General features: G+C 65.7%; 19 protein-coding genes. 2 read left to right on the top strand and 17 right to left on the bottom strand.

What is annotated here, in order from left to right; translation table 11 throughout:
* Positions 1-28 precede the first annotated feature (28 nt).
* Positions 29-1,408, top strand: a complete 1,380-nt coding sequence (locus MJ606_RS12625; protein ID WP_243049886.1) for a leucyl aminopeptidase family protein — start codon at positions 29-31, stop codon at positions 1,406-1,408.
* A 90-nt stretch (positions 1,409-1,498) separates the two neighbouring features.
* On the opposite strand, the gene MJ606_RS12620 is transcribed toward MJ606_RS12625, so the two are convergent.
* The 16 genes from MJ606_RS12620 to MJ606_RS12545 form a co-directional block, all read right to left on the bottom strand.
* A complete protein-coding gene (locus tag MJ606_RS12620; protein ID WP_243049885.1) occupies positions 1,499-2,104 on the bottom strand; it encodes a DUF4126 domain-containing protein in 606 nt (201 codons plus the stop codon).
* Between the two features lie 103 nt (positions 2,105-2,207).
* Entirely contained in the window at positions 2,208-3,494 is a 1,287-nt protein-coding gene (gene efeB / locus MJ606_RS12615) for an iron uptake transporter deferrochelatase/peroxidase subunit (RefSeq protein WP_243049884.1), read from the bottom strand.
* Complete coding sequence (locus tag MJ606_RS12610) at positions 3,491-4,654, bottom strand: hypothetical protein (protein WP_243049883.1); 1,164 nt, start codon at positions 4,652-4,654, stop codon at positions 3,491-3,493. Before MJ606_RS12610 ends, efeB begins: the two co-directional genes overlap by 4 nt.
* Before the next feature lie 11 nt (positions 4,655-4,665).
* Positions 4,666-6,114, bottom strand: coding sequence for a carbohydrate porin (locus tag MJ606_RS12605; protein WP_243049882.1), 1,449 nt, complete (start codon positions 6,112-6,114; stop codon positions 4,666-4,668).
* Between the two features lie 333 nt (positions 6,115-6,447).
* Positions 6,448-8,700, bottom strand: coding sequence for a carboxy terminal-processing peptidase (locus tag MJ606_RS12600; protein ID WP_243049881.1), 2,253 nt, complete (start codon positions 8,698-8,700; stop codon positions 6,448-6,450).
* Between the two features lie 9 nt (positions 8,701-8,709).
* Complete coding sequence (gene lipA, locus MJ606_RS12595; RefSeq protein ID WP_243049880.1) at positions 8,710-9,714, bottom strand: lipoyl synthase; 1,005 nt, start codon at positions 9,712-9,714, stop codon at positions 8,710-8,712.
* A gap of 10 nt (positions 9,715-9,724) precedes the next feature.
* Positions 9,725-10,393, bottom strand: a complete 669-nt coding sequence (gene lipB, locus MJ606_RS12590; protein ID WP_243049879.1) for a lipoyl(octanoyl) transferase LipB — start codon at positions 10,391-10,393, stop codon at positions 9,725-9,727.
* 116 nt (positions 10,394-10,509) lie between these two features.
* The gene (locus MJ606_RS12585) at positions 10,510-10,800 is read right to left on the bottom strand and encodes a DUF493 family protein (protein WP_243049878.1); all 291 of its coding nucleotides are present in this window, start codon (positions 10,798-10,800) and stop codon (positions 10,510-10,512) included.
* A 13-nt stretch (positions 10,801-10,813) separates the two neighbouring features.
* On the bottom strand, positions 10,814-12,043 hold the full coding sequence (locus MJ606_RS12580) for a D-alanyl-D-alanine carboxypeptidase family protein (protein WP_243049877.1): 1,230 nt from the start codon (positions 12,041-12,043) through the stop codon (positions 10,814-10,816).
* A gap of 59 nt (positions 12,044-12,102) precedes the next feature.
* Positions 12,103-13,029, bottom strand: a complete 927-nt coding sequence (locus tag MJ606_RS12575) for a septal ring lytic transglycosylase RlpA family protein (RefSeq protein WP_243049876.1) — start codon at positions 13,027-13,029, stop codon at positions 12,103-12,105.
* Positions 13,026-14,039 (bottom strand): lytic murein transglycosylase B, encoded by a 1,014-nt coding sequence (mltB, locus tag MJ606_RS12570; protein ID WP_243049875.1) that lies wholly within the window; start codon positions 14,037-14,039, stop codon positions 13,026-13,028. Before mltB ends, MJ606_RS12575 begins: the two co-directional genes overlap by 4 nt.
* A 91-nt stretch (positions 14,040-14,130) precedes the next feature.
* Positions 14,131-15,249, bottom strand: a complete 1,119-nt coding sequence (gene rodA, locus MJ606_RS12565) for a rod shape-determining protein RodA (RefSeq protein WP_243049874.1) — start codon at positions 15,247-15,249, stop codon at positions 14,131-14,133.
* Positions 15,246-17,255 carry a penicillin-binding protein 2 gene (mrdA, locus tag MJ606_RS12560; protein ID WP_243049873.1) on the bottom strand — a complete coding sequence of 670 codons (2,010 nt, stop codon included), beginning with the start codon at positions 17,253-17,255 and terminating at the stop codon, positions 15,246-15,248. The genes rodA and mrdA overlap by 4 nt, the downstream gene beginning before the upstream one ends.
* 5 nt (positions 17,256-17,260) lie before the next feature.
* Complete coding sequence (gene mreD, locus MJ606_RS12555) at positions 17,261-17,746, bottom strand: rod shape-determining protein MreD (protein ID WP_243049872.1); 486 nt, start codon at positions 17,744-17,746, stop codon at positions 17,261-17,263.
* Positions 17,743-18,744, bottom strand: coding sequence for a rod shape-determining protein MreC (gene mreC / locus MJ606_RS12550; RefSeq protein ID WP_243049871.1), 1,002 nt, complete (start codon positions 18,742-18,744; stop codon positions 17,743-17,745). The genes mreD and mreC overlap by 4 nt, the downstream gene beginning before the upstream one ends.
* A 25-nt stretch (positions 18,745-18,769) precedes the next feature.
* Complete coding sequence (locus tag MJ606_RS12545; RefSeq protein WP_243049870.1) at positions 18,770-19,816, bottom strand: rod shape-determining protein; 1,047 nt, start codon at positions 19,814-19,816, stop codon at positions 18,770-18,772.
* A gap of 259 nt (positions 19,817-20,075) precedes the next feature.
* Here MJ606_RS12545 and MJ606_RS12540 point away from each other — a divergent pair, with 259 nt between their 5' ends.
* The gene (locus MJ606_RS12540) at positions 20,076-21,011 is read left to right on the top strand and encodes a carbohydrate kinase family protein (RefSeq protein WP_243049869.1); all 936 of its coding nucleotides are present in this window, start codon (positions 20,076-20,078) and stop codon (positions 21,009-21,011) included.
* A 54-nt stretch (positions 21,012-21,065) separates the two neighbouring features.
* Here the strand turns inward: MJ606_RS12540 and glpK are convergent, their stop codons facing one another.
* Positions 21,066-22,565 (bottom strand): glycerol kinase GlpK, encoded by a 1,500-nt coding sequence (glpK, locus tag MJ606_RS12535; RefSeq protein WP_243049868.1) that lies wholly within the window; start codon positions 22,563-22,565, stop codon positions 21,066-21,068.
* Between the last annotated feature and the right edge of the window lie 195 nt (positions 22,566-22,760).

The raw sequence follows: 22,760 nt of genomic DNA, 5'->3' as shown, positions 1-22,760 counted from the left end.
CCAGCGGATGCGCCGCGCAAGGAATTCCATGTCTGTCCTGATCGAACGCAAGGCCGGCGAGCGCCAGAGCATCGCCATCGAAACCACCGACCCGTCCCGTTTTGCCGCCACCAAGCGCCGCCTCACCGCCGCGCAACGACGCTGGCTGGCCGACTGCGCCTTCGAGGCCGCGCCGGGCACCTTCGCCCTGCTCGCCGACGAAGGTGGCAAGCTGGTGCGCGTGCTGGTCGGCGTGGATGCCAGCGATGCGCTGAGCGCGCTCGGCGCCCTGCCGCGCGTGCTGCCCGAAGCCACCTACCACCTGGCCGACGAGGGTGTGCTCAAGGACACCCTGCAGGCGGCCCTGGGCTGGGCGCTGGGCGCCTATGAATTCACCCGCTACCGCAAGGCACGCCGCGCACCGGCCAAACTGGCCATCGCCGCCGCCGATCTGCACGTGCTGGCGCCGCTGGTGGAAGCCACCACGCTGGTACGCGACCTGGTCAACACGCCTACCGAGGACATGGGCCCGAAGCAGCTCGCCGAAGCGGTGAAGCAGCTGGGAAAAGCGCACAGGGGCAAGGTGCGCGAGTGGGTGGGTGACGAACTGCTCGAAGCGAACTTCCCCACCATCCATGCGGTGGGCCGCGCCAGCCATCGCTCGCCGCGCCTGATCGAGCTGAACTGGGGCAAGGCCAGCGACCCGAAGCTTGCGGTGATCGGCAAGGGCGTGTGCTTCGACACTGGCGGCCTGGATCTCAAGCCCACCGACGGCATGCGCTGGATGAAGAAGGACATGGGCGGCGCGGCGCATGCCATCGCGCTGGCTGGCCTGATCATGCAGGCCAGGCTGCCGGTGCGCCTGCAACTGCTGATTCCCGCGGTGGAAAACGCCGTATCGGGCGCCGCGATGCGTCCCGGCGAAGTCATCACCACCCGCGCCGGCATTACCGTGGAAGTGGACAACACCGACGCCGAGGGCCGCCTGGTGCTGTGCGACGCCATTACCTATGCCGGCGAGCAGCAGCCGGATCTGATCGTCGACTTCGCCACCCTCACGGGGGCGGCACGCATCGCGTTGGGCCCGGACCTGCCTGCCCTGTTCGCCAACCGCGACGATGTGGCCGATCGCGTGCTGGCCGCCGGCCGCGCCGCCAACGATCCGCTGTGGCGTCTGCCGCTGTGGCGTCCGTACCGCAAGATGCTGGAGTCCTACCTGGCCGACATGGCCAACTCGGGTGCCTCGCGTCATGCCGGCGCGATCACCGCGGCGCTGTACCTCGAACGCTTCGTGCCCGAGACCACGCCGTGGCTGCACCTGGACACCTACGCATGGAACGACGCCGACCGCCCGGGACGCCCGCGTGGCGGCGAAGCGCTGGGCCTGCGCGCGTTCTTTGCATTCCTGCAGCAGCGCTACGCAGGCTGACCGTCTTTTACTCCGTCGTCCCTGCGAAGACGGGGATGACGGAGCGGGAAGCATGAGGTGATTGCCGTGAGCTGCGGCCGCATCCACCTCTCAAGTCCCCGACGACGCGGCACCTTGCCCACGCAACCGGCGCGCCAGCGTGCGCAAGCCACGCACGATCTTCGGCACCAGCCAAAGCAGGAACAGCACGAACAACAGCAGCAGCACCAGAAACACCTCGGGGTGCCGCCACATCAGGTACATGCCGCCCAGCCACGAGATGTCTTCGCCGGCACTGGCGCCCCAGTTGCTGAAAGGCTCGGGCGAGGTGTTGATCAACGCCCTGCCGCCCGTCTTGGCCAGATGCGTGCCGAACGCCAGCGAGCCACCGAGCAGCGCGGCGGCGAATTGCGTGCCGGGCCCGGCATCGCGAAAGACACCCCAGGCTAGCAAGGTACCGGCGGGCACCCGGACCAGCGTGTGGATCGCATCCCACACGCTGTCGAACGCGGGAATCTTGTCGGCCAGGAACTCGCCGACGGCCATCACGCCCGCGATGCCGAGCACCCAGTTGTCGGTGAGCAGTTGCAAGCCTTCGGGCAGGTGCACATAGCCCAGTCGCCCCAGCAGGCCGGCCAGCAACACGGTGGCGTAAAGCCGGAAACCGCTGGCCCAGGAAAGGCCGCCTGCCAGGGCAAGGTTCTGCAGCGTATCCATGGGCATCCCCGCGAGATGGTCCGGGCCGGCCCAAGCATGCGCGCCCCGCGCCGCCTGCGTCCATGAAAAAAAGCGGCGCCTGGGCGCCGCCTTTGCGCTGGACTTATGCCAGCTCGAACAACGGCTGGCCGATATAACCACCCTCCGCCGCTCCCGGCGGGCAGGCGAACAGGCCGCCGCCGACGTGGGTGACGAACTGGTTGAGCATGTCGAACTTCGACATCTTGTCGAAGATCTTGATGAAGCCCGTGCGCGGATCGCGCTGGAAACACACGAACAGCAAGCCCGCATCGAACTCCATACCCTGCCGCCACGGCGGCCAGCGCTCGGCGGTGAAGCTGAGGCCGTTGTCGTAGGAATAGGAACGACGCAACACCTGCGCGCCATCGTTGAGTTCGGGCGCACCGAGCCGCACGTGCGAATTCTCGGGAAGCAGCGGGTTACCGTCGGCGTCGCTGGCGTCGAGGTCGAGGCTGTCGAACTCGCGCTCGCGCCCCAGCGCCGCGCCGCTCGCCTTGGAGCGGCCCATCACCTGCTCCTGGAAGCCGAGCTTCATGCGATCCCAGTGCTCCAGCGCGATGCGGATGGGGCGGGCGACCATATAGGTACCGTCCTTCATCCAGCCGCCCTCGGCGCCGGTCCACACGAACTTGTCCATGGCGGCCTTGCTGCCGATGGGCGGATTCATGGTGCCGTCCTTGAAGCCCATCAGGTTGCGCGGGGTTTCCTTGTCCTTGTACTGCGCCAGGAAGCCCGACTGCGCCCAGCGCATCCTGGCCCAGGCATCGGCCACGCGCGCGAGCTGGCGCACGGCGTGGAAGGCCACCTGCGGCTCATCCGCGCAAGCCTGCACGCACAGGTCGCCACCGGTGCGCGCGGGCACCAGCTGATCGCCATTGAATCGCGGCAGATCGACCAAGGCCTCGGGACGATGCCTGGCCAGGCCATAGCGATCGGCACCATCCTTGGTGAACAGGCCGGGACCAAAACCGAAGGTCAGGGTGAGACGACTGGGCGACAAGCCGGCCGCCTCGCCGCTATCCACCGGCGGCGCGGCGGGATCGGTCGCCGAATCAGCCACCGGCAGCCCTTGCGTCAAGCGCGCCGCCGCCTGCGTCCACGCGCGCAGCAAGGCGATGACATCGTCGCGCTCGGCGGTGACCAGGTCGAACGCCGCAAAGTAGATGCTGCCCTGCTGGGGCGTGACCACTCCGGCCTGGCGACTGCCCCAGAATGGCACCGTGTCACTGTCCTTGGCCGCGCCGGCAAGGGCCGCCTGGGGCAGGACCGCCATCGGCACGGTGGCGGCGACGGTGGCCGCCGTGGCTGCCGTGGCGAGGAATCGGCGACGCCCGGGCTGTTGCGGATGGGAGGCATCGGAGTCGTTCATCGGCTTGCCCGCATGAGCGTATTCATATCGTCTTCGACGTAATAGAAGCCCTGCCCGTCAGGCGTGATGGCAATGCCGAACAGATCACCGTTGCCCGGCGGCGACTGCGCCTGGTCGGAGTCGATCCACTGGGCATAGACCTGCGCGCCCGTCGACGGATCGATTTCCACCACCTGGCCGTTCTTGCCGTTGCACACCAGCAGATGGCCGGAGGTGTACACCATCGCCAGCGGCCAGCTCAGCAGGCCATCGCGCGTCACCACCTTGCCGGTGCCCGCGCTGGTGGTACGCGTAAGCGCATCGGGAATGGCCGTGATCACATTGTCCAGGCCATCGGTGACGTACAGCGTGCCATCGGGACCCAGCGCCAGCCCGGTCGGCCCCAGCAGGAAGTTGTCGCGATCGGCGCGCTGCGCAAAGCCGTCGCCCACCACGGTCTGGCTGACCAGTTCCGGCGGCTTGCCATCGGGAATATTCAGTTCCAGGCGCAGCACCGTGGCCTTGTGGATGATTTCGGGGAACTTGGTAGCCGGATCGATCACGTCCGGGCTCTTCAGCCCAAAGCCCGCCATGCTGATGAACAGGGTCGCGCTGGAACCGCGATCGTCCACCGCCATGTCGCCCCAGGGATCGTTGATGGTGGCACCGGACCAGGCCGCGACCATCTTGCCGTTGGGATCGAGCACGATCACGCAGCCATCGCCTTTGGTGGCGGTGGTGCCGTCGGTGCTCGGCGTGCTGCCCACGATGATCCAGCCGGTCTTGAGCATGGTCATCGCGGTGGTCAGGCCGACGCCGCCGGGGCACTCGGGCAGCTTCTGCGGCAGGTTGGCCACCAGGTAGGTCTGCTTGGTCGAGGGGCGATAGCCGACGATGGTGGTGCCAGTGCCCTGCAGGTTGGAGATGTTGTTGAAGTTGTCCACCAACACATCGTCTTTCTCGATCTTCCCCGCCGATACCGGCGCCACCACCACGGCATAGGGATTGAGGTCACCGTTCTCGGTGACCGTCGAGGCCAAGGTCACGTGGTGGTGGATGGTCTCCAGCACACCCTTCGACTCGTTCGCGCTGGCAACGCCCGCCACCAGCGCCAGCAACAGGCACACGCCCCGCCACGAATCCCGCGCTTCCTGCAAGTCACTCTTCATCACATCACGCATGTCATTGGCCTTCAGAACAGAATATTGGTGCGCAGGCCCAGCACCAGCTCGTTCTGGACGCGGTGCGTGGGATTGCTGGGATTGACGACGCCGCCACCTGGGTTGAACACGTACTGCAGGTCCGGCTGCAGCTGCCACCAGGGGCGCAGCTGGTACTGGTAGGTAGCCTCGACATAGGTTTCCGAACCGCGGACCGGATTGAAGCTGTACGGATCGGAGATGGCCGCATAGGTGGCCACATCGCGATCCGCACCTTGCGCGCCGCTGGTCACGTGCACATAGCCCATGCCCACGCCGAAGGTGTCGTCCGCGCGATTGCGGAAAGGCTCGTGATAAACCAGGCCCGCATTCATGCTCGAGCGGATCAGGTTGCGGTCGTTCTGCGGCGTACCCATCAGGCGCGCGAACACATTGAGCGTGTTGTTGGGATCGGCGGCGTTGCGCCACAGCATCTGGTCGGCCACCACGTACATCGAGAAGTTGCCGCGATGGTTGGCGGGCACGCCGTTGCTGGCCGGGCTGGCCAGCGGCTGGCCGTTCACGTCATAGCGCTGGTCGGCAAAATTCTCCGTGTCGTACCACGCGCCGATGCGGTACGTGCGCGCCAGCGGCTGTGACTCGCCCGGCTCGACCATGCTGCCCAGCGACGGATAGGCGTACTGCAACTCGGCCATCACCAGCCGGCCGCCGCCCAGCGGGAAACTGGTACCCGATGCGTTCACCTGCTGCGGATCACCGTTGTTGTTGCTCACCGGGCTACCGTTGAACACACCCAGCAGCAGGGTGATCGAGTTCACCGGCCGATAGCGCAGGCGTATGCCGAGCGCCGACAGCGGATAAGCCGGGCCGCCGCCGGGCATGTTGTAGGACGGCAATGCCGGCCAGCCGAACATGGTGTTGACGAAGTACGCCGCGTTGTTGCTGACGATGAATTCCTGGTCGACGCTTTGCTGGCCGACCTTCACGTCCAGGCGATCCTCTTCGAGGAATTTCTGGTCGTACCACAGCTCCCACAGGCGGGTCGCGCGATCGGCTTCGATGCCGCTGGCCGTCTGCAGGGTCTGCAGATTATCCGCGCTGAGGTTCTGGCCATGGATCTGCAACGCGCTGATGTTGAACAGGCCGCCGTACCAGCCGAAGGCGCGTCGCGTATCCATCTGCATGACCATCTGGGTCAGGCCGTCGTATTGCGCGCCCTTGCGGCTGCCGCCGCTGACGTTGCCGAGCACTTCGCTGGTTTCCTGGATGGCCAGTGAGATGCCGTATTTGCTGAGGAAGGTGCGCAGGCCAAACATGTCGCCGAGCATGTAGTTGCTGCGCTTGAGATTGCTCAGGAAGCTGGCCTGGCTGGTGGTCTGTCCATTGGCGTCCTGCTCCGAGCTGATCGGCACCGACAGCGGCGGTGGCGCCGCCAGCAACGGCGACGACGCCAGCAACGCCACCGCGAACGCAACGCCCACGCCGACCGAAGCCAGGCGGCATCGTCCCGCGCCCCCGGCGGCTGCGCGCCACCGCTTGCGAACCACTCCCTTCAGCATCACCCCACCCTATCGTCGTTGATCTTGCGGATCGCGCTCGCCAGGGAGCGCCCGGCGGCATCGTATTGCAAATCATTCTTACTCTCAAACGGCAAGAAGTTACGAATCGCCAGCGAAATCAACAGCTAAGGCGGTGCGCCTGATTTTGCACAACGAGATGCGCCCGCTTGCCGCAGCACCTGGTTGCAGACAGTGGGCACAAAAAAAGGGCGGCGCCTGCGCACCGCCCTTGCTGCTTCCCCGTGGCAGGGAAACTCAGTGATTGATGGCCGGCGTGGGCGCCGGCGTGGCCGGAACCACGGCAGCCGTCGAGCTCGTGTCGAACTTGCCGCCGTAAGGCAACACTTCAGCGGCAAGCTTCGGGTCGGCCTTGATCATGCCCACGGCGTCAAACAGGATGTGCGCCGTTTCCTGCAGCTGCGGATCGGCGGCCTTCTTGGCTTCGTCTTCCTGCTTCAGCTCGGACTTGAGGCTGCGCTCGTTGGCGTTGAGGCCATCGTCGAGCACCACGCTGTCGTCATCGCCCACGTCGCCATCGATGGCCTTGTGACGCGCACGGAAGTCGGCCTGGATGGCGTCCTGCTCCTTGCGCTCGGCCTGTCGCTGGGCGAAGTTGAGCGAGACGGAGGTCTTGTCGCGCATCTTGCGGTACTGCGCCAGCTCGTCGAGCATCAGCTTCCACGCGGGCGACTTGGCCGTACGCGCATCGTGCTTGGCCTGCAGCGGGCTCAGGTAGGCCTTCAGGTCGGCCACCGGCTTGTAGTCGGCCGGCGGAATCTGCGTCCACGGCAGCGCGTTGTCGTAGGTGGACTCGCCGAAATCCTTCTCGTCGCCGTTCTTCGGATACTGGATGTCCGGCGTCACGCCCTTGAGCTGGGTCGAGCCGCCGTTGATGCGGAAGAATTCCTGGATGGTCATCTTCAGCTCGCCGTACTGCGGCTTTTCCTTGGTGCTGTGGGTGAAGCGGTCCAGGTCGACCAGGTTCTGCACGGTGCCCTTGCCGAAGGTCGGCTGGCCGATGATCAGGCCGCGGCCGTAGTCCTGGATCGCTGCGGCGAAGATCTCCGACGCCGAGGCCGAACCGCGGTTCACCAGCACTGCCATCGGGCCACTCCACGCCATGCCCGGATCGTCGTCGCCCTGCACCTGCACTTCGCCACGGGCGTCGCGCACCTGCACCACCGGACCCTGGTCGATGAACAGGCCGGTGAGCTCATTGGCTTCGGCCAGCGAGCCGCCGCCGTTGTTGCGCAGGTCGATCACCACACCTTCGACGCCGGCGGCCTTCAGCTCGCCAAGCAGCTTGGCCACGTCGCGGGTGGCGCTCTTGAAGTCCTTGTCGCCCTCGCGGCGCGCGCCGAAGTCGGAATAGAAGCTGGGCAGGTCGATCACGCCGATCTTGCGGCTGACATCGCCGTCCTTGATCTCGATGACCTTCTTCTTGGCCGCCTGCTCCTCGATGCTCACCTTCTGGCGCACCAGGCTGATGAGTTCGTGCTTGCCGTCCACGCCCGCGTCGGCCGGCAGGATCTCCAGCCGCACGGTGGTGTCCTTCTTGCCGCGGATATGCTTGACCACGTCGTCCAGGCGCCAGCCGATGACGTCGACCATCGGGCCGTTGGCGCCCTCGCCGATCGCCACGATGCGGTCGCCCACGTGGATCTTGCCGGACTTGGCCGCCGGGCCGGCCGGCACCACTTCGCGGATCGCGGTGTACTCGTCGCGTGCCTGCAGCACGGCGCCGATGCCTTCCAGCGACAGCTTCATGGAGATGTCGAAATTCTCCGCCGCGCGGGGGCCGAGGTAATCGGTGTGCGGATCGGTGGATTCGGCATAGGCGTTCATGAACGACTGGAACGCGTCCTCGCCATCGAGCTGCTTCACGCGGTCGATGTAACCGGCGTAGCGCTTGTCCAGCGTCTTGCGGATCTCGTCATCGGTCTTGCCGGCGAGCTTCAGGCGCAGCCAGTCGTTTTCGGTGCGCTGGCGCCACAAGGTATCCAGCTCGGCCTGGTCCTTCGGCCACTCGGCCTTCTTGCGGTCGAAGTTGTAGCTCTCGTTCGCCGAGAAGTCGAAACCCTTGGCGAGCAGGCCGCGCGCATAGGTCATGCGCTCGATGGCGCGCTGCACGTACAGGTTGAACATGCCGAACGGGCCAGCGAGATCCTGGTTCCAGATCGCATCGTCCAACTGCGTTTTCAGCGGCTCGAACTTGGCCAGGTCGGCCTGCGTGAAGAACACCTTCTCGCCGTCGAGGCTTTCGAGATAGGCCTTGTAGATCTTCTGCGACATCGCATCGTCGAGCGGCTGCGCGTCGTAGTGGAAGCGGGTGAGGAAGCGCGCGGAAAGCTGCGCCGCCTGCGCCTGCGACACCGTGGGCTTCAACGGCAGTGTGGAGAACTTGCGCGGTGCGCTGTCGTCGGTGAGGTCAGCGGCGGACTGCGCATGGACGCCAACGCCAGTGACGGCAAGGGCGAGCAGCAGGGCTAGCGAGGGACGCAGTTTCATAGGTTCTCTTTAGGCGTGCTCAGTGACGCCCGCGGCGTGAGCCTGCAGGTCGGCGTGGTAGGACGAACGCACCAGCGGACCGGAGGCGACGTGATGGAAGCCCATCGCCTCACCGGCCTCACGCAGGGTTTCAAATTCTTCCGGCGTCCAGTAGCGGATCACCGGGTGATGATGCGGGGTCGGCTGCAGGTACTGGCCGATGGTGATCATCTCGACATCATGCGCGCGCAGGTCGCGCATGGTTTCCAGCACCTGCTCCAGGGTTTCGCCCAGGCCCAGCATGATGCCGGACTTGGTCGGCACGTCCGGATGCTGCGCCTTGAAGCGCTTGAGCAGGTCCAGCGACCACTGGTAGTCGGCGCCCGGACGCACTTCGCGATACAGGTGCGGCACGGTTTCGAGGTTGTGGTTGAACACGTCCGGCGGGAAGTCCTTGAGCACTTCCAGCGCGCGTTCCATGCGGCCCTTGCCGCGGAAATCCGGCGTGAGGATCTCGATGCGGATGTTGGGGCTGGCGTGGCGCACCGCGCGAATGCACGCGGCGAAATGCTCGGCACCGCCATCACGCAGGTCGTCGCGGTCCACCGAGGTGATCACCACGTACTTCAGGCGCATGTCGCGGATGGTCTCGGCCAGGCGCGCCGGCTCCAGCGGATCGGGCGCGGCCGGGCGGCCATGGGCCACGTCGCAGAACGAGCAGCGGCGGGTGCACACCTCGCCCAGGATCATGAAGGTGGCGGTGCCCTTGCTGAAGCACTCGTGGATGTTCGGGCAGCTGGCTTCCTCGCACACCGTCACCAGCGAGTTTTCGCGCAGGCGCGACTTCAGCTGCTGCACGGCATTGCCCTGCGGCAACCGCACGCGGATCCAGCTGGGCTTGCGCAGGGTGGGAACGGCCGTGTCGAAACCCGCGCGATTGAGCGCGATCTTGTCGTTACCGAGCTGCTTGTCGACGGCGGGGGCGCCGCCGACCACGCTGATCGGGATGGCCTTGGAAGTGGAAATTTCGCTCATGTAGGTAAGCCTAGACCGCTACACGAGCGGGTAGTTCAGGAAGGATGGGGGCAGCCGGCTCGGCGTCGAAACCAAACTGGCGGCAGAACTCCTCCACCAGGGCGTCCTCGACGTCCGACAGGCGCGACGGACCGCCCAAGTCTAGCACTTGAGTGACCGCCAAACCCTTGTAACCGCAGGGGTTGATGCGGTGGTAGGGCTCCAGATCCATGTTCACGTTGAAGGCCAGGCCGTGGAAACTGCAGCCGCGCCGCACGCGCAAACCCAGGGCCGCCACCTTGGCGCCAGCCACGTAGACGCCCGGGGCGCCTTCCAGCCGCTCGGCGCCGATATTCCAATGCGCCAGCGTATCGATGATGGATTGCTCGATCTTGTTGACCAGCTCGCGCACGCTGACGCCAGCACGGCGCAGGTCGATCAGCGGGTAGGCCACGATCTGGCCGGGGCCGTGGTAGGTCACCTGGCCGCCGCGATCCACCTGCACCACCGGGATATCCCCTGGCGCCAGTACATGCTCGGCCTTGCCGGCCTGGCCCTGGGTGAATACCGGGTCATGCTCGAGCAGCCACAGCTCGTCGGGCGTGTCGGGGCCGCGGTTGTTGGTGAACTGGCTCATCGCCTCCCACGTCGCCGCGTAAGGCTGGCGACCGAGACGACGGACTTTGAGCGGCAGGGACATGGGGGACTGAACCTGGTGGGGCGGGGTCTGAAGGAGATGCGGCCGGGGTACGGCGAAGCCAAGAGGGGCCCGGTCGCGAAGCGCCATGGCGCATCACGACCCGCCCAATGGCGCACCTACAGCGTGTAACGGATATCCGGATCGGCCCGCAGCGTTACATGGGCCAGGTCGTACTGCTCGCGGTTGTCGCAGCGGAAACTCACCGTCACCGACAGAAAGTTGCCTTCCCGCGAATGACGGTGCTTCACCGTCTCATGCAGCACGTGCAGGCCGATGCCTTCGAGGATCAGCGGCACGCGGGCCTTCAGGTCCGCGCTGGCATTGCCCATGGCGGTGATCTCGAACTCACCGGGAAACTGGAAACCCTGGCCTTCCTGCTGGGCTTGGATCGAATCGACATCGCGCATGAGGCTGTCTCCCTTACTTGGCGTCGGGCTTCTTGTCGCTATGGAACCACAGCATGATGCTGTCCCACAGGCGGCCGAAGAAACCGGCCTGAGGGGCATCGGCCAGGGCGATCAACGGCACGTTCTGCACCGGCTGGCCATCGAGCGTGATGCGCAGCGTGCCCACCTGCTGGCCCTTGGTGAACGGGGCGATCAGCGTGGCCGGAATGTCCATGGTGGCCTTGAGCTTGTCGTAGTCGCCGCGCTTGACGGTGACCAGCACGTTGTCGGACACGCCCAGCGGCAGCTCGTTGCTCTGGCCCTTCCACAGCTTGGGCGTGGCCAGCGGCTTGCTGGCGTCGTAGAGAGTGTGGGTTTCGTAGAAGCGGAAGCCGTAGTTCATCAGCGCCAGCGCGGCATCGGCACGGGCCTTCTCGTTGCTGGAGCCCATCACGATGGCGATCATGCGCGAATCGCCCTGCTTGGCCGAGGCGGCCAGGCAGTAGCCGGCGGCGGCGGTGTGGCCGGTCTTGATGCCGTCGACGGTCTGGTCACGCCACAGCAGCAGGTTGCGGTTGTGCTGCTTGATGCCGTTCCACTCGAAATCCTTGATCGCCGAGATCGCATAGTCCTCGGGGAAGTCGTGGATCAGCGCGCGCGAAAGAATCGCGATGTCGCGTGCCGTGGTGTAGTGATTGGCGATCGGGTAGCCGGACGCGTTCTCGAAGTTCGAATTGGTCATGCCCAGCTGCTTGGCGTAGGCATTCATCAGGTTGGCGAACGCCGGCTCCGAGCCGGCGGCATGCTCGGCCAGCGCGATGGCGGCATCGTTGCCGGACTGGATGATCAGGCCATACAGCAGGTCCTTCAGCGGCACCTGGCTGTTGAGCTTGAGGAAGCTGGTGGAGCCGTCGGTGCCCGCACCGCCGCCGCGCCAGGCGTTCTCGCTGATGTTGACCGGGTCGGTCATGTGGATCTTGCCGTTGGCGACCTCGGCCGAGATCACGTAGTCGGTCATGATCTTGGTGATCGAGGCCGGCTCCACGCGCACGTCCGGATCCTTGGACGCCAGGATCTGGCCGGTGGCGTAATCCATCAGCACCCAGGTCTTGCCGTCCACATCCGGCGGCGGCGGGACCGGCGCCTCCGGCGTCACCGGGCGCGGCACCGGCACGGGCTTGGGCGGGGTCTGCTGGGCGAAGGCGGTGCCGACAACCAGGGCGGCGACGGCAAGCGAGGACAGGGTACGGCGGAATAGGCTCATCGTTCGATTCGATCCAGTGCTGTATGGCGGCGCCGGAGACGCCGCAAGAATTCAATGCATCAGTCTACCGCGACCTGCGGCTTGGGCAGCCCCATGCCCTCGATGCGCGAGGTGACGTCGTCGGCCTGGTCAACGCTGACGAGCGGCCCAACCCGCACGCGGCGGATATTGCGACCGTTGATTTGGGCATCCACCACCTGTACCGGCGCAAAATTGGCGGCGCGCAGTTGCTGGGCCACCCGCTCGGCATTGCCGACGTCGGAGAATGCGCCCACCTGCAGGTAAATCCCTGGCCCCGGGCTGGCGGGTTTGGGCGGCGGCGGTGGCGGCGGCAGGGTTTGCGCGTCGAGCGGCTGGGTGGGGTCGATCGCGCGCACTTCCACCAGGCCGGTGCCCTTGGGCCATACGCCGATCTTCACCGCCGCCGCGAAGGACAGGTCGATCAGGCGGTTGTCGTGGAACGGACCGCGATCGTTGATGCGCACGATCACGCTCTTGCCGTTCTCCAGGTTGGTCACCCGCGCGTAGCTGGGCAGCGGCAGCGTCTTGTGCGCGGCGGTGAACTGGTACATGTCGTAGTCCTCCAGGCTGGAGGTCTTGTAGCCGTGGAACTTATTGCCGTAGAACGAGGCAATGCCACGCTCGACATAGCCATTGGGACTGGCCAGCACGTTATAGGTCTGCCCCAGCACGCTGTAGGGCGACTTGTTGCCGTACAGCGCACGCGGCTCGACCTTGGGCACCGGCTCCGGCAGCTTGCTCACGTCCGGCGGCGGACCACCGGGCACGCTGTCGCTGCCGTCGCGGTAACGGCTGCTCTGCGGGCGGCTGGTGTCGTCATAGATGCCGCCACGCGACGAGCCGCCGCCGGAGGAAACCGTACCGCGCGAACCCGAGCCCGACCCCGTCGAGGGACGGGTCTTGCCGCCGCTACAGCCGGCCAGCAACGCCATCAGCAAACACGGCAGCGCGTGCTGCCACCTCATTGCGCGCTATCCGTCACGCCTGCCCCCTGGGCAATCGCCTGCGCGAGCTGATGCACCGCCAGCGCGTACAACGGGCTGCGGTTGTACTTGGTAATCACATAGAAATTCTGGAAGGTGAACCAGTATTCCTTGCCGTTTTCGCCATCCAGCGACTGCAGGCTGCTGGGCTGGCCCGGATTGAGCAGCTGCCCGGGCGCGTAGCCCCAGGCCTCCAATTGCTCCAGCGCCCACTGCGGCGAGGAATCCTTCACCGTGATCGGCTTGGCGGCGCCATCGGCCTGCGCGCGCGCCGCCACCGGGCCGCCGGTCTGCCAGCCATGCTTGGCGAAATAGTTGGCCACGCTGGCGAAGATGTCCGGCAGCGAGTTCTTCAGGTCGATGCGACCGTCGCCATCGGCATCCACGGCGTAGTCGCGGATGCTCGAAGGCATGAACTGGCCCCAGCCCTGCGCGCCGGCATACGAGCCGGTGAGCGTGTCCAGCGGACCGGCCAGATGGTTGTCCGGCAGTTCCAGCAGGGTCTTCAGCTCGCCACGGAAGAAGCTGGCGCGCGGCGGGTAGTACAGGCCCAGCGTCACCAGCGCGTCGAGCACCTTGTACTTGCCGGTGTTGCGGCCGTAGGAGGTTTCCACGCCGATGATGGCCACGATGTACTCGGGCGCCACGCCGTACTGCCGGCCAATGCTCTCCAGCAACCCACGATGCGCGCGATAGAACGCGATGCCGTCGTTGATACGCTGGGGCGTGATGAAGATCGGCCGGTAGTCTTTCCACGGCTTGGCTTCGGCCGGGCGGCTGATCGCGTCGAGGATGCTCTGCTGCTTCCTGGCGCCATCGAGCAGTGCGTTGAGCGCCTGCGGATCCTTGCCGGTGTCCCTGGCCACTTCGCTGACCAACTGGTCCTGGCCGGGATGGGTTTGCGCAAGGGCGGGCATGCATGCAGCGGCGACGAGCAGGCCCAGCGTGGCGACAAGGCGACGAGTCGGGAGCGACGCGGAATTCAAGTGCATGAAGGACTTCGCTGTCGTGAACGGCTTCGCGCAAAGCCTAGCACGCAAGCACGCGCAAACCGGCCCCGATCGAACACTTTTTGCGCCAACCTCAGTCGTGCACCTTGCGGTTGGCGTGGATCGACATCAGCACGCCGAACCCGGTCAGCAGCGACACCGCCGAAGTGCCGCCATAGCTGATCAACGGCATCGGCACGCCCACCACCGGCAACATGCCGGCCACCATGCCGCCATTGACGAACACGTACACGAAGAAGCTCATGCCGATCGCACCGGCCAGCAGGCGCGAATAGGTATCGCGCGCCTCCATTGCAATCCACAGGCAACGGCCGATGATGAAGGCATACAACAGCATGATGCCGATGACGCCGACCAGGCCGAACTCCTCGGAGAACACCGCGAAGATGAAGTCGGTGGTGTGCTCGGGCAGGAAATCCAGGCGCGACTGCGTGCCGTGCTGCCAGCCCTTGCCGAACAGGCCGCCGGAGCCCACCGCGATCTGCGATTGGATGATGTGCCAGCCGTTGCCCAGCGGATCGGATTCCGGGTCGAGCAAGGTGCGCACGCGATTGCGCTGGTATTCGTGCAGGAAATGCCAGGCCACCGGAATCATGCCGCCCACGACGGCCAGCAGGCTGCCGATCTTCCACCAGCGCATGCCCGACAGGAACAGCGCGAATGCACCGGCGGCACTCACCAGCAGGGCGGTGCCCAGATCGGGCTGCTCGGCGATCAGGCCCGCGGGAATCGCGATCAGGATGCCGACCGTGACGATGTCCTTCCAGCTCGGCGGCAGCTGGCGCGGGTGCAGATACCAGGCCACCATCATCGGCATGGTGAGCTTGAGCAGTTCGGACGGCTGGAACGACAGCACGCCCAGATCCAGCCAGCGCTTGGAACCGCTGCGCACTTCGCCCAGCGCCGCCACCACCAGCAGCAAGGCCACGCTGCCTGCGTAGAGCCAGGGCGTCCAGCTGCGCAAGACGGTCGGCGGAATACGCGAGATCAGCAGCAGCAACATGCCGCCCATCACGAAGCGACCGGCCTGGCTGAGAATCATCGGCATGCTGCCGCCGCTGGCGCTGTACAACGTCGTCAGCCCGACGCCGGCAAGCACGAGCAGGCCAAAGGCCAATGGCAGGTCGATGCGCGGCCGCTTCATCAAGCGGCGCAGGAAGCTCACCAAGCGGTCCTGGAGGGCGTCGATCATGGGTTGCCACCGTCATCGGGCTGGGCCGTGCTGGAACTGTCCGGCGGCGGTCCGGCAGGCATGTCGGCCGGCGTGGCCACAGGTATATCTTCCGGTACCTCCGGCACACTCGACGGCCCCGCCGGGACACCCTCCGGCGCGCTCTTCGGCGGCACCGAACCGCCCGTCGCCGCGATCCATGCCTCCATCACCTTTCGCACGATGGGGCCGGCATCGTCAGCGCCCCAGGCGCCAGCCTCCAGCATCGCTACCACCGCGATACGAGGCGCTTCAGTCGGCGTGTAAGCAATGAACCAGGCGCGATGGCGCGCCGCGAGGTAGGCCGTGTTCTTGTTGTTATCAACTTCGTTGCTGCGGCGAGAAAAGCGCTCGGCGGTACCACTCTTGCCGGCAACCACGTAGGGGAATCCGATAAATACACGCTTGCCGGTACCGCCGGTCACCACGGCCTCCATGCCCTGGTTCACTACATCCCAGTCATGCGGTTTACGAATCAGCGAGGGGCCGGTGGGTGGATTGGGGAGCGGGACCGGATGTTCCTTCACGGCTGCGGTGGCCATGACCAACCGTGGCTCGTACGGTATGCCATGTCCCGCCAAGGTCGCCGTGGCATGCGCCAGTTGCAACGAGGTGACGTTCCAGTAGCCCTGACCGATGCCCGCAATCACGGTTTCACCCTGAAACCACGGATACTTACTTCGCGTCGCCTTCCACTCGCGCGATGGCAGGATGCCTTCAGCCTCCCCAAGTAGATCGATGCCGGTCTTCTTGCCAAAGCCAAGCCCACCCATCCACGAGCTCAGGCGGTCGATGCCCATGTCCAACGCAAGCTTGTAGAAATACGTATTGGTGGAAAGCTCAATGGCACGCACCATGTTGGTCACGCCAGTACCACCTACCTCAGCATCACGGTAACAACGCTGCTGCCCCGGTATGCAGAACTGGCCGGTCGACAGCACGGTGTCTTCCGGCCGGCGGATGCCCATTTCCAGGCCGCCCAGCGCCAGGAACGGCTTCACCGTCGAACCTGGCGGATACGCACTCTTCAGCGCGCGGTTGAGCAGCGGCTTGTCTTCGGCCGTCATATAGGCAGTGTAGTCAGCCTTGCTGATGCCATTGACGAACAGGTTGGGGTCGTAGCTCGGTACGCTGACCATCGCCAGCACCTGGCCATTGCGCGGGTCGATGGCAACAGCCGACCCGGGCCTGCCATCGAACGCCTCGGTGGCGGCCTTCTGCACACGCACATCGATGCTCAGGTAGAGGTTCTTGCCTGGCGTGGGTGGATGCGTTTCCAGCACCGCCTGGGTGCGGCCATCGGCATTGACCTCGACCAGTTCATAGCCGGGCTCGCCGTGCAGCGTGTCCTCGTAGGATCGCTCCAATCCGCTGCGTCCCACATGGCTGGTGCCCTTGTAGCGATCCGCATCGAGCCGGTTGAGGTCGTCCGCATCGATGCGACTCACATAGCCCACCACATGGGCGAACAGCGGCCCATACGGGTAACGCCGGGTGAGGTACGGCACCACGTCCACGCCCGGGAAACGCCAACGATTGATGGCGAAGCGGGCGATCTCGTCTTCGGTCAGGTGCAGCTTGAGCGGCACGCTGTCGAAACGGCGATTCTGCTTGAGCTGCTTCTTGAAGGTTTCGATGTCGTCGTCGCCCAGCGGCACCACGGTGCCGATCTCGGCCAGCATCGCCTTCATGTCCGGCACCTGCTCGGGCACCACTTCCAGGCGAAAGGCGGGCACGTTGTCGGCCAGCAGCACGCCGTTGCGATCGAAGATCAGGCCGCGCGCGGGCGGAATGGCGCGCGGCTTGATGCGGTTGTTTTCCGAGCGCAGCGCAAACTCGTCGTGCCGCTGCACCTGCAGGTAGTGATAACGCGCCACCAGCGTGCACAGGCCCAGCAGGATCAGCACGAAGCCCGCCAGCGCGCGGCGCTGGAACAGCGCGCTCTCGCCGCGGGCATCCTTCATGGAGCGTCGTCGCTTCAGCGCCATGGTCGCTACTGGATGCGCAAGCGCATGCGCAGGTCATCCATGAGCAGGAACAGGAACGGCCACAACGCCGCACCGACGAACGGCGAAATCCACCAGCTGGCCGGCGGCAGTGACTCGCCCGCAAAGGTACGCACGATCAATAGCAGGATGCGGTCGTTGACCAGCAGCGCGAGCACCGCCAGGGTCTGCTGCCACATCGGGAAGAAGCGCAGGCGCGAACGAAAGCGCAACGCGATGAACACCAGCGCGCACAGGCGCATGGCCTGCTCGCCCAGCAGCACGCCATCGAGCAGGTCCGCGCACAGGCCGATGATGAAGGCCGTGCCCAGGTTGACCCGGTCACTGGATTCCAGCGACCAGTACAGCAAGAACAGCGCCGGCCAATACGGCTTGAATGGCTGCAGCGGCGCCGGCAATGGCACCAGCATGGACAGCAAGGCAAACACCAAGGTGCCAACGAACCACAGCAGGCTTATGCGTTGCTTGTTCATGGCTGCACCGGCGTCGAACTGGCTGCCGCGGGTGCCGCGACGGGCTTGGGATCGGCCGCACGCGGCGGCGTGGCGCTGCTGGCGGCCGGCGCGGGGGCCGGTGCCAGGTCGGACGGTGGTCCGGCCGTCGCACCCGGTTCCGGCGGCCCCACCGGCTCGGCCAGGTCATGCAGCAACAGCACGTCCTCGCTGCGATCGAGATCGGCCGTGGGGCGCGCACGCCCTTCCAGGAACATGCCCGAGGGCGACTGCTCCACGCTGGTGATCTCGCCCACCGGGAAGCCGGGCGGGAAACGCCCGCCCAGGCCCGAGGTGAGCAGCTTGTCACCCGCATGCACGTCGGCGGCCATGGAGATATTGGGCAGGCTCAGCTGGTCACCTTCGTGCACGCCATAGGCCACGGTGCGCAAGCCCGTGCGCTCGATCACCACCGGGATGGCGTGGTCCGGGTCGGTCACCAGCATCACCAGCGAGGTGCGCGGCATGACTTCCACCACCTGCCCCATCACGCCGTGCGCATCGATCACCACCTGGCCGGCCTTCACGCCATCGCGCGCGCCCACGTTGAGCAACATGCGGTGACGGTAGGCGCCCAGGTCCACGTCGATCACGCGGGCCAGCTGCACGTTGAGTTCCAGGCTGTGCTGCGTATCGAGCAGTTCTTTCAGGCGCTGGTTCTGCTCGGCCACGGCGGCCATGCGATTGAGCTTGGCGTTGGCCAGCAGCAGGTCTTCGCGCAGGCGCTGGTTCTGCTCGGTGAGCCGCTTGCGATCGGCAAAGGCCACGCTGAGCGTGCGCATGCCGGCCGCCGGCAGGCCGGCCAGGTGGTAGATCGGCTCAACCACCACCGAGGTGGCATAGCGCAGGCGCCAGATCCAGCCATTGCGATGGTCGAGCACCATCAGCACCATGGCCAGCGCGAGATACAGGATCAGCCTGAGTGTGCCGGCTACGGTGCCGGCGAACAGGGGCGAGGATTCCTCGCGCGCGAGCGCCATGGCCTACCCTGCCCCCGTCGGTGACTTATTCGGCAGCGAAGAAATCGCTGCCGTGCTGATCGATCAGCTCCAGCGCCTTGCCACCACCGCGCGCCACGCAGGTGAGCGGCTCGTCGGCCACCTGCACGTGCAGGCCGGTTTCCTCCGAGATCAGGCGATCGAGGTCGCGCAGCAGCGCGCCACCGCCGGTCAGCACGATGCCGCGCTCAGCCACGTCCGAGCACAGCTCGGGCGGGGTCTGCTCCAGTGCCGACTTGACCGCTGCCACGATGCCGGACAGCGGCTCGTGCAGCGCTTCGAGTACTTCGTTGGAGTTGATGGTGAACATGCGCGGCACGCCCTCGGCGAGGTTACGGCCGGAGATCTGGATCTCCTTGACCTCGCTCTGCGGGAACGCGCAGCCGATTTCCATCTTGATGCGCTCGGCGGTGGATTCGCCGATCAGCGTGCCGTGGTTGCGGCGCACGTAGTTGATGATGGCCTCGTCGAAGCGGTCGCCGCCCACGCGCACGGACTGCGAGTAGACGATGCCGTTGAGCGAGATCACCGCCACTTCGGAGGTACCGCCACCGATATCCAGCACCATCGAGCCACGCGCCTCATGCACCGGGATACCGGCGCCGATCGCAGCGGCCATGGGCTCTTCGATCAGGAACACGTCGCGGGCACCGGCGCCTTCGGCCGATTCCTTGATGGCGCGGCGTTCCACCTGGGTGGAACCGCACGGCACGCACACCAGCACGCGCGGGCTGGGACGCAGCATGCGCGACTTGTGCACCTGCTTGATGAAGTGCTGCAGCATCGCTTCGGTCATCGAGAAGTTGGCGATCACGCCATCCTTCATCGGGCGCACCGTGGCGATGTTGCCCGGCGTACGACCCAGCATCTTCTTGGCATCGCTGCCCACCGCCGCCACGGCGCGCGGGCCGCCCGGACCACGATCCTGGCGAATGGCCACCACCGACGGTTCATTCAGGACGATGCCCTGGCCACGCACATAAATCAGCGTATTGGCGGTGCCGAGATCGATGGAAATGTCGTTGGAGAAAAATCCGCGAAACTTCTTGAACATGGGTCCGCCGTGCATCGGCAATGGCTAAAAAGTGAGCGCGCCAGTCTAGACAGCAAACCCCCGTTCCGCAAGGACAATCTCGTTAAGAAAGCCTTGTTATACGCGGTGATATGGGCGTTTTTGATGGCATGTGACCCAGTCCGCCTTCGCAAGAAAGTCGCGGTTTGGGCCATATGCCGGTATGATCTGGAACTTTGGGCCAGGCTGGTACTGTCGCCAGCTGGCTACCCGTTCATCTGCCAGGGAACATGCTCGCGCCATGTCTGCCGTCATCTGCGGATCGCTCGCCTACGACACCATCATGGTGTTCCAGGACCAGTTCAAGAACCACATCCTGCCCGATCAGGTCCATATCCTGAACGTGTCGTTCCTGGTGCCGCGGATGCGCCGCGAATTTGGCGGCTGCGCCGGCAATATCGCCTACAACCTCAAGCTGCTCGGCGCCGACCCGCTGCCGGTGGCTACCGTGGGCCAGGATTTCGGCCCGTATCGCGCCCATATGCAGAAATGCGGCATCCGCCTGGACTATGTGCGCGAGTTCGACGACCAGTTCACGCCGCAGTGCTTCATCACCACCGACCTGGACAACAACCAGATCACCGCCTTCCATCCGGGCGCCATGCTGAGCGCGCACGAGAACCACGTGCGCGACATCCCGGAGATCAGCTTCGCCATCGTGGCGCCGGACAGCCGCGACGCCATGCTGCAGCACGTGGACGAGTTCGCCGCACGCGACGTGCCGTTCATCTTCGACCCGGGCCAGGCCATGCCGCTGTTCGACGGCGCCGAGTTCCGCTCGATGATCGAGAAGGCCACCTACGTCATCGTCAACGACTACGAGTCGCAGCTGCTGCAGCAGCGCACCGGCTGGAGCGCGCAGGAGATCGCCTCGCGCGTGCAGGCTTATATCGTCACGCAGGGTCCGCGCGGCTCGCTGATCCACACTGGCGGCACGACGCATGAGATCCCGCCCGCCCGCGAACGCCGCGTGGTCGATCCCACCGGCTGCGGCGACGCTTACCGCGCCGGCCTGATCTTCGGCCTGATGAACGGCAAGGACTGGCCGACCGTGGGCCGCATGGCCTCGTTGATGGGCGCGCTGAAGGTCGAGCATCCGGGCACGCAGAACCAGCGCTTCGACTACGCGCAGTTCGCTGCCGAGTTCAAGGAACAGTTCGGCTACGCGATCGACTGATTCAGCTCGCTACTCGATCGCACCCGAGGCTCCCGCGTGGGGGCCTCGTTCGTTTCAGGCCACCCGAAAGCCCATGGTGGCATTCACGGCGTCCTGCCAGCCGCGGTACAACTGCTCGCGCTCCGCTTGCGGCATCGTCGGCACGAAGCGTCGATCGACCTGCCATAGCTGGGCGATCTCCTCGCAATCGCGCCAAAAGCCCACCGCCAGTCCGGCCAGGTAAGCCGCGCCCAGCGCCGTCGTTTCCTGCACGCGCGGACGCAATACCGGCACGCCCAGCATGTCGCTCTGGAACTGGGCCATGAAGTCGTTGGCAATCGCGCCACCGTCGGCGCGCAACTCCTTCAGCGCAATACCCGCATCGGCTTCCATCGCGGTGAGCACGTCGCGCGATTGATAGGCCATGGATTCCAGTGCCGCGCGCACGAAGTGTTCCTTGCTGGTGCCGCGGCTGAGCCCGAATACCGCACCCCGCACGTCGCTGCGCCAGTACGGCGCGCCAAGCCCGACAAAGGCGGGCACCACGTACACGCCCTCGCTCGATGCCACGCGTTCGGCATAGGCCTGCGATTCACTGGCCTTGCCCAGCATGCGCAGCCCATCGCGCAGCCACTGGATCACCGAGCCGGCGACAAAGATGCTGCCCTCCAGGGCGTACTCCGTGCGATCACCGCGTTGCCACGCGATGGTAGTGAGCAGGCCGTGCTTCGACGGCACCGCCTTCTCACCGGTGTTCATCAGCATGAAGCAGCCGGTGCCATAGGTGTTCTTGGCCATGCCCGGCGTGAAGCACGCCTGCCCGAACAATGCCGCCTGCTGGTCGCCCGCGACGCCAGCGATGGGAATGCGGGCACCGAAAAACTGCACCGGCGCCGTATGCGCATACACCTCGCTGCTCGAACGCACCTCCGGCAGCAGGGCACGTGGAATATCCAGCATCTGCAGCAGATCGTCGTCCCAGCAACGCCGATGGATGTCGTACAGCAACGTGCGTGCCGCATTGCTGACGTCGGTGACGTGGGCTGCCCCACCACTGAGGTTCCAGATCAGCCAGCTATCGATGGTGCCGAACAGTAGCTCGCCACGCTCGGCGCGTTCGCGTGCGCCGTCGACATGGTCGAGGATCCAGCGCAACTTGGTGCCGGAGAAATAGGCATCGATCAGCAAGCCGGTCCGCTCGCGCACGAGCGACTCGTAGCCATCCGCACGCAACTGCTCGCAGATGGCCGCGCTCTGTCGCGACTGCCACACGATGGCGTTATGGATCGGCTGGCCCGTGGCGCGATCCCACACCACCGTGGTTTCGCGCTGGTTGGTGATACCGATGGCGGCGATCTGCGCCAGGTCCACCTGGACCGTCGCGAGCAGTTCGGTCACCGTCACCAGGACGCTGGTGAGGATTTCGCGCGGACTGTGTTCCACCCAGCCCGGCTCGGGAAAGATCTGCGGAAACTCGCGCTGGGCCGAGCCCACGACGGTGCCCGTGCGATCGAACAGGATCGCACGGGAGCTGGTCGTACCCTGGTCCAGGGCAAGGATGTAACGCTGATCCACGTCGAGCTGCTCCACCGCGCTTGTCGATCAGAGGGCAAGCGTAGCAACAACTTCGGCGCATCGGCTTAGCGATGCATCGCCTTGACCGTGGGCTGCATGCTGCGATCGATAAAGGCCCGCGAAGGCCGGTGTTTTTCAAAAGGAGCAAAGACAAACGCCTTCCCGGCTGGGAAGGCGTTTGAGGGATAAAGCCCC

The sequence above is a fragment of the Dyella sp. RRB7 genome (assembly GCF_022761115.1).
Lineage (GTDB): Bacteria > Pseudomonadota > Gammaproteobacteria > Xanthomonadales > Rhodanobacteraceae > Dyella.
Note: the sequence above shows the minus strand (reverse complement) of the source record. Positions and strands in the feature narration are given on the sequence as shown.

Bases quoted from the DNA above. Each gene is read 5' to 3' on its own strand.
- efeB (WP_243049884.1), bottom strand. From the start codon at position 3,494: ATGAACGACTCCGATGCCTCCCATCCGCAACAGCCCGGGCGTCGCCGA.
- mreC (WP_243049871.1), bottom strand. From the start codon at position 18,744: ATGGCGCTCGCGCGCGAGGAATCCTCGCCCCTGTTCGCCGGCACCGTA.
- lipB (WP_243049879.1), bottom strand. From the start codon at position 10,393: ATGTCCCTGCCGCTCAAAGTCCGTCGTCTCGGTCGCCAGCCTTACGCG.
- MJ606_RS12580 (WP_243049877.1), bottom strand. From the start codon at position 12,043: ATGAGCCTATTCCGCCGTACCCTGTCCTCGCTTGCCGTCGCCGCCCTG.
- MJ606_RS12620 (WP_243049885.1), bottom strand. From the start codon at position 2,104: ATGGATACGCTGCAGAACCTTGCCCTGGCAGGCGGCCTTTCCTGGGCC.
- MJ606_RS12625 (WP_243049886.1), top strand. From the start codon at position 29: ATGTCTGTCCTGATCGAACGCAAGGCCGGCGAGCGCCAGAGCATCGCC.
- MJ606_RS12610 (WP_243049883.1), bottom strand. From the start codon at position 4,654: ATGCGTGATGTGATGAAGAGTGACTTGCAGGAAGCGCGGGATTCGTGG.
- rodA (WP_243049874.1), bottom strand. From the start codon at position 15,249: ATGATCGACGCCCTCCAGGACCGCTTGGTGAGCTTCCTGCGCCGCTTG.
- mltB (WP_243049875.1), bottom strand. From the start codon at position 14,039: ATGCACTTGAATTCCGCGTCGCTCCCGACTCGTCGCCTTGTCGCCACG.
- mrdA (WP_243049873.1), bottom strand. From the start codon at position 17,255: ATGGCGCTGAAGCGACGACGCTCCATGAAGGATGCCCGCGGCGAGAGC.
- MJ606_RS12585 (WP_243049878.1), bottom strand. From the start codon at position 10,800: ATGCGCGATGTCGATTCGATCCAAGCCCAGCAGGAAGGCCAGGGTTTC.
- mreD (WP_243049872.1), bottom strand. From the start codon at position 17,746: ATGAACAAGCAACGCATAAGCCTGCTGTGGTTCGTTGGCACCTTGGTG.
- MJ606_RS12600 (WP_243049881.1), bottom strand. From the start codon at position 8,700: ATGAAACTGCGTCCCTCGCTAGCCCTGCTGCTCGCCCTTGCCGTCACT.
- MJ606_RS12575 (WP_243049876.1), bottom strand. From the start codon at position 13,029: ATGAGGTGGCAGCACGCGCTGCCGTGTTTGCTGATGGCGTTGCTGGCC.
- MJ606_RS12545 (WP_243049870.1), bottom strand. From the start codon at position 19,816: ATGTTCAAGAAGTTTCGCGGATTTTTCTCCAACGACATTTCCATCGAT.
- MJ606_RS12540 (WP_243049869.1), top strand. From the start codon at position 20,076: ATGTCTGCCGTCATCTGCGGATCGCTCGCCTACGACACCATCATGGTG.
- lipA (WP_243049880.1), bottom strand. From the start codon at position 9,714: ATGAGCGAAATTTCCACTTCCAAGGCCATCCCGATCAGCGTGGTCGGC.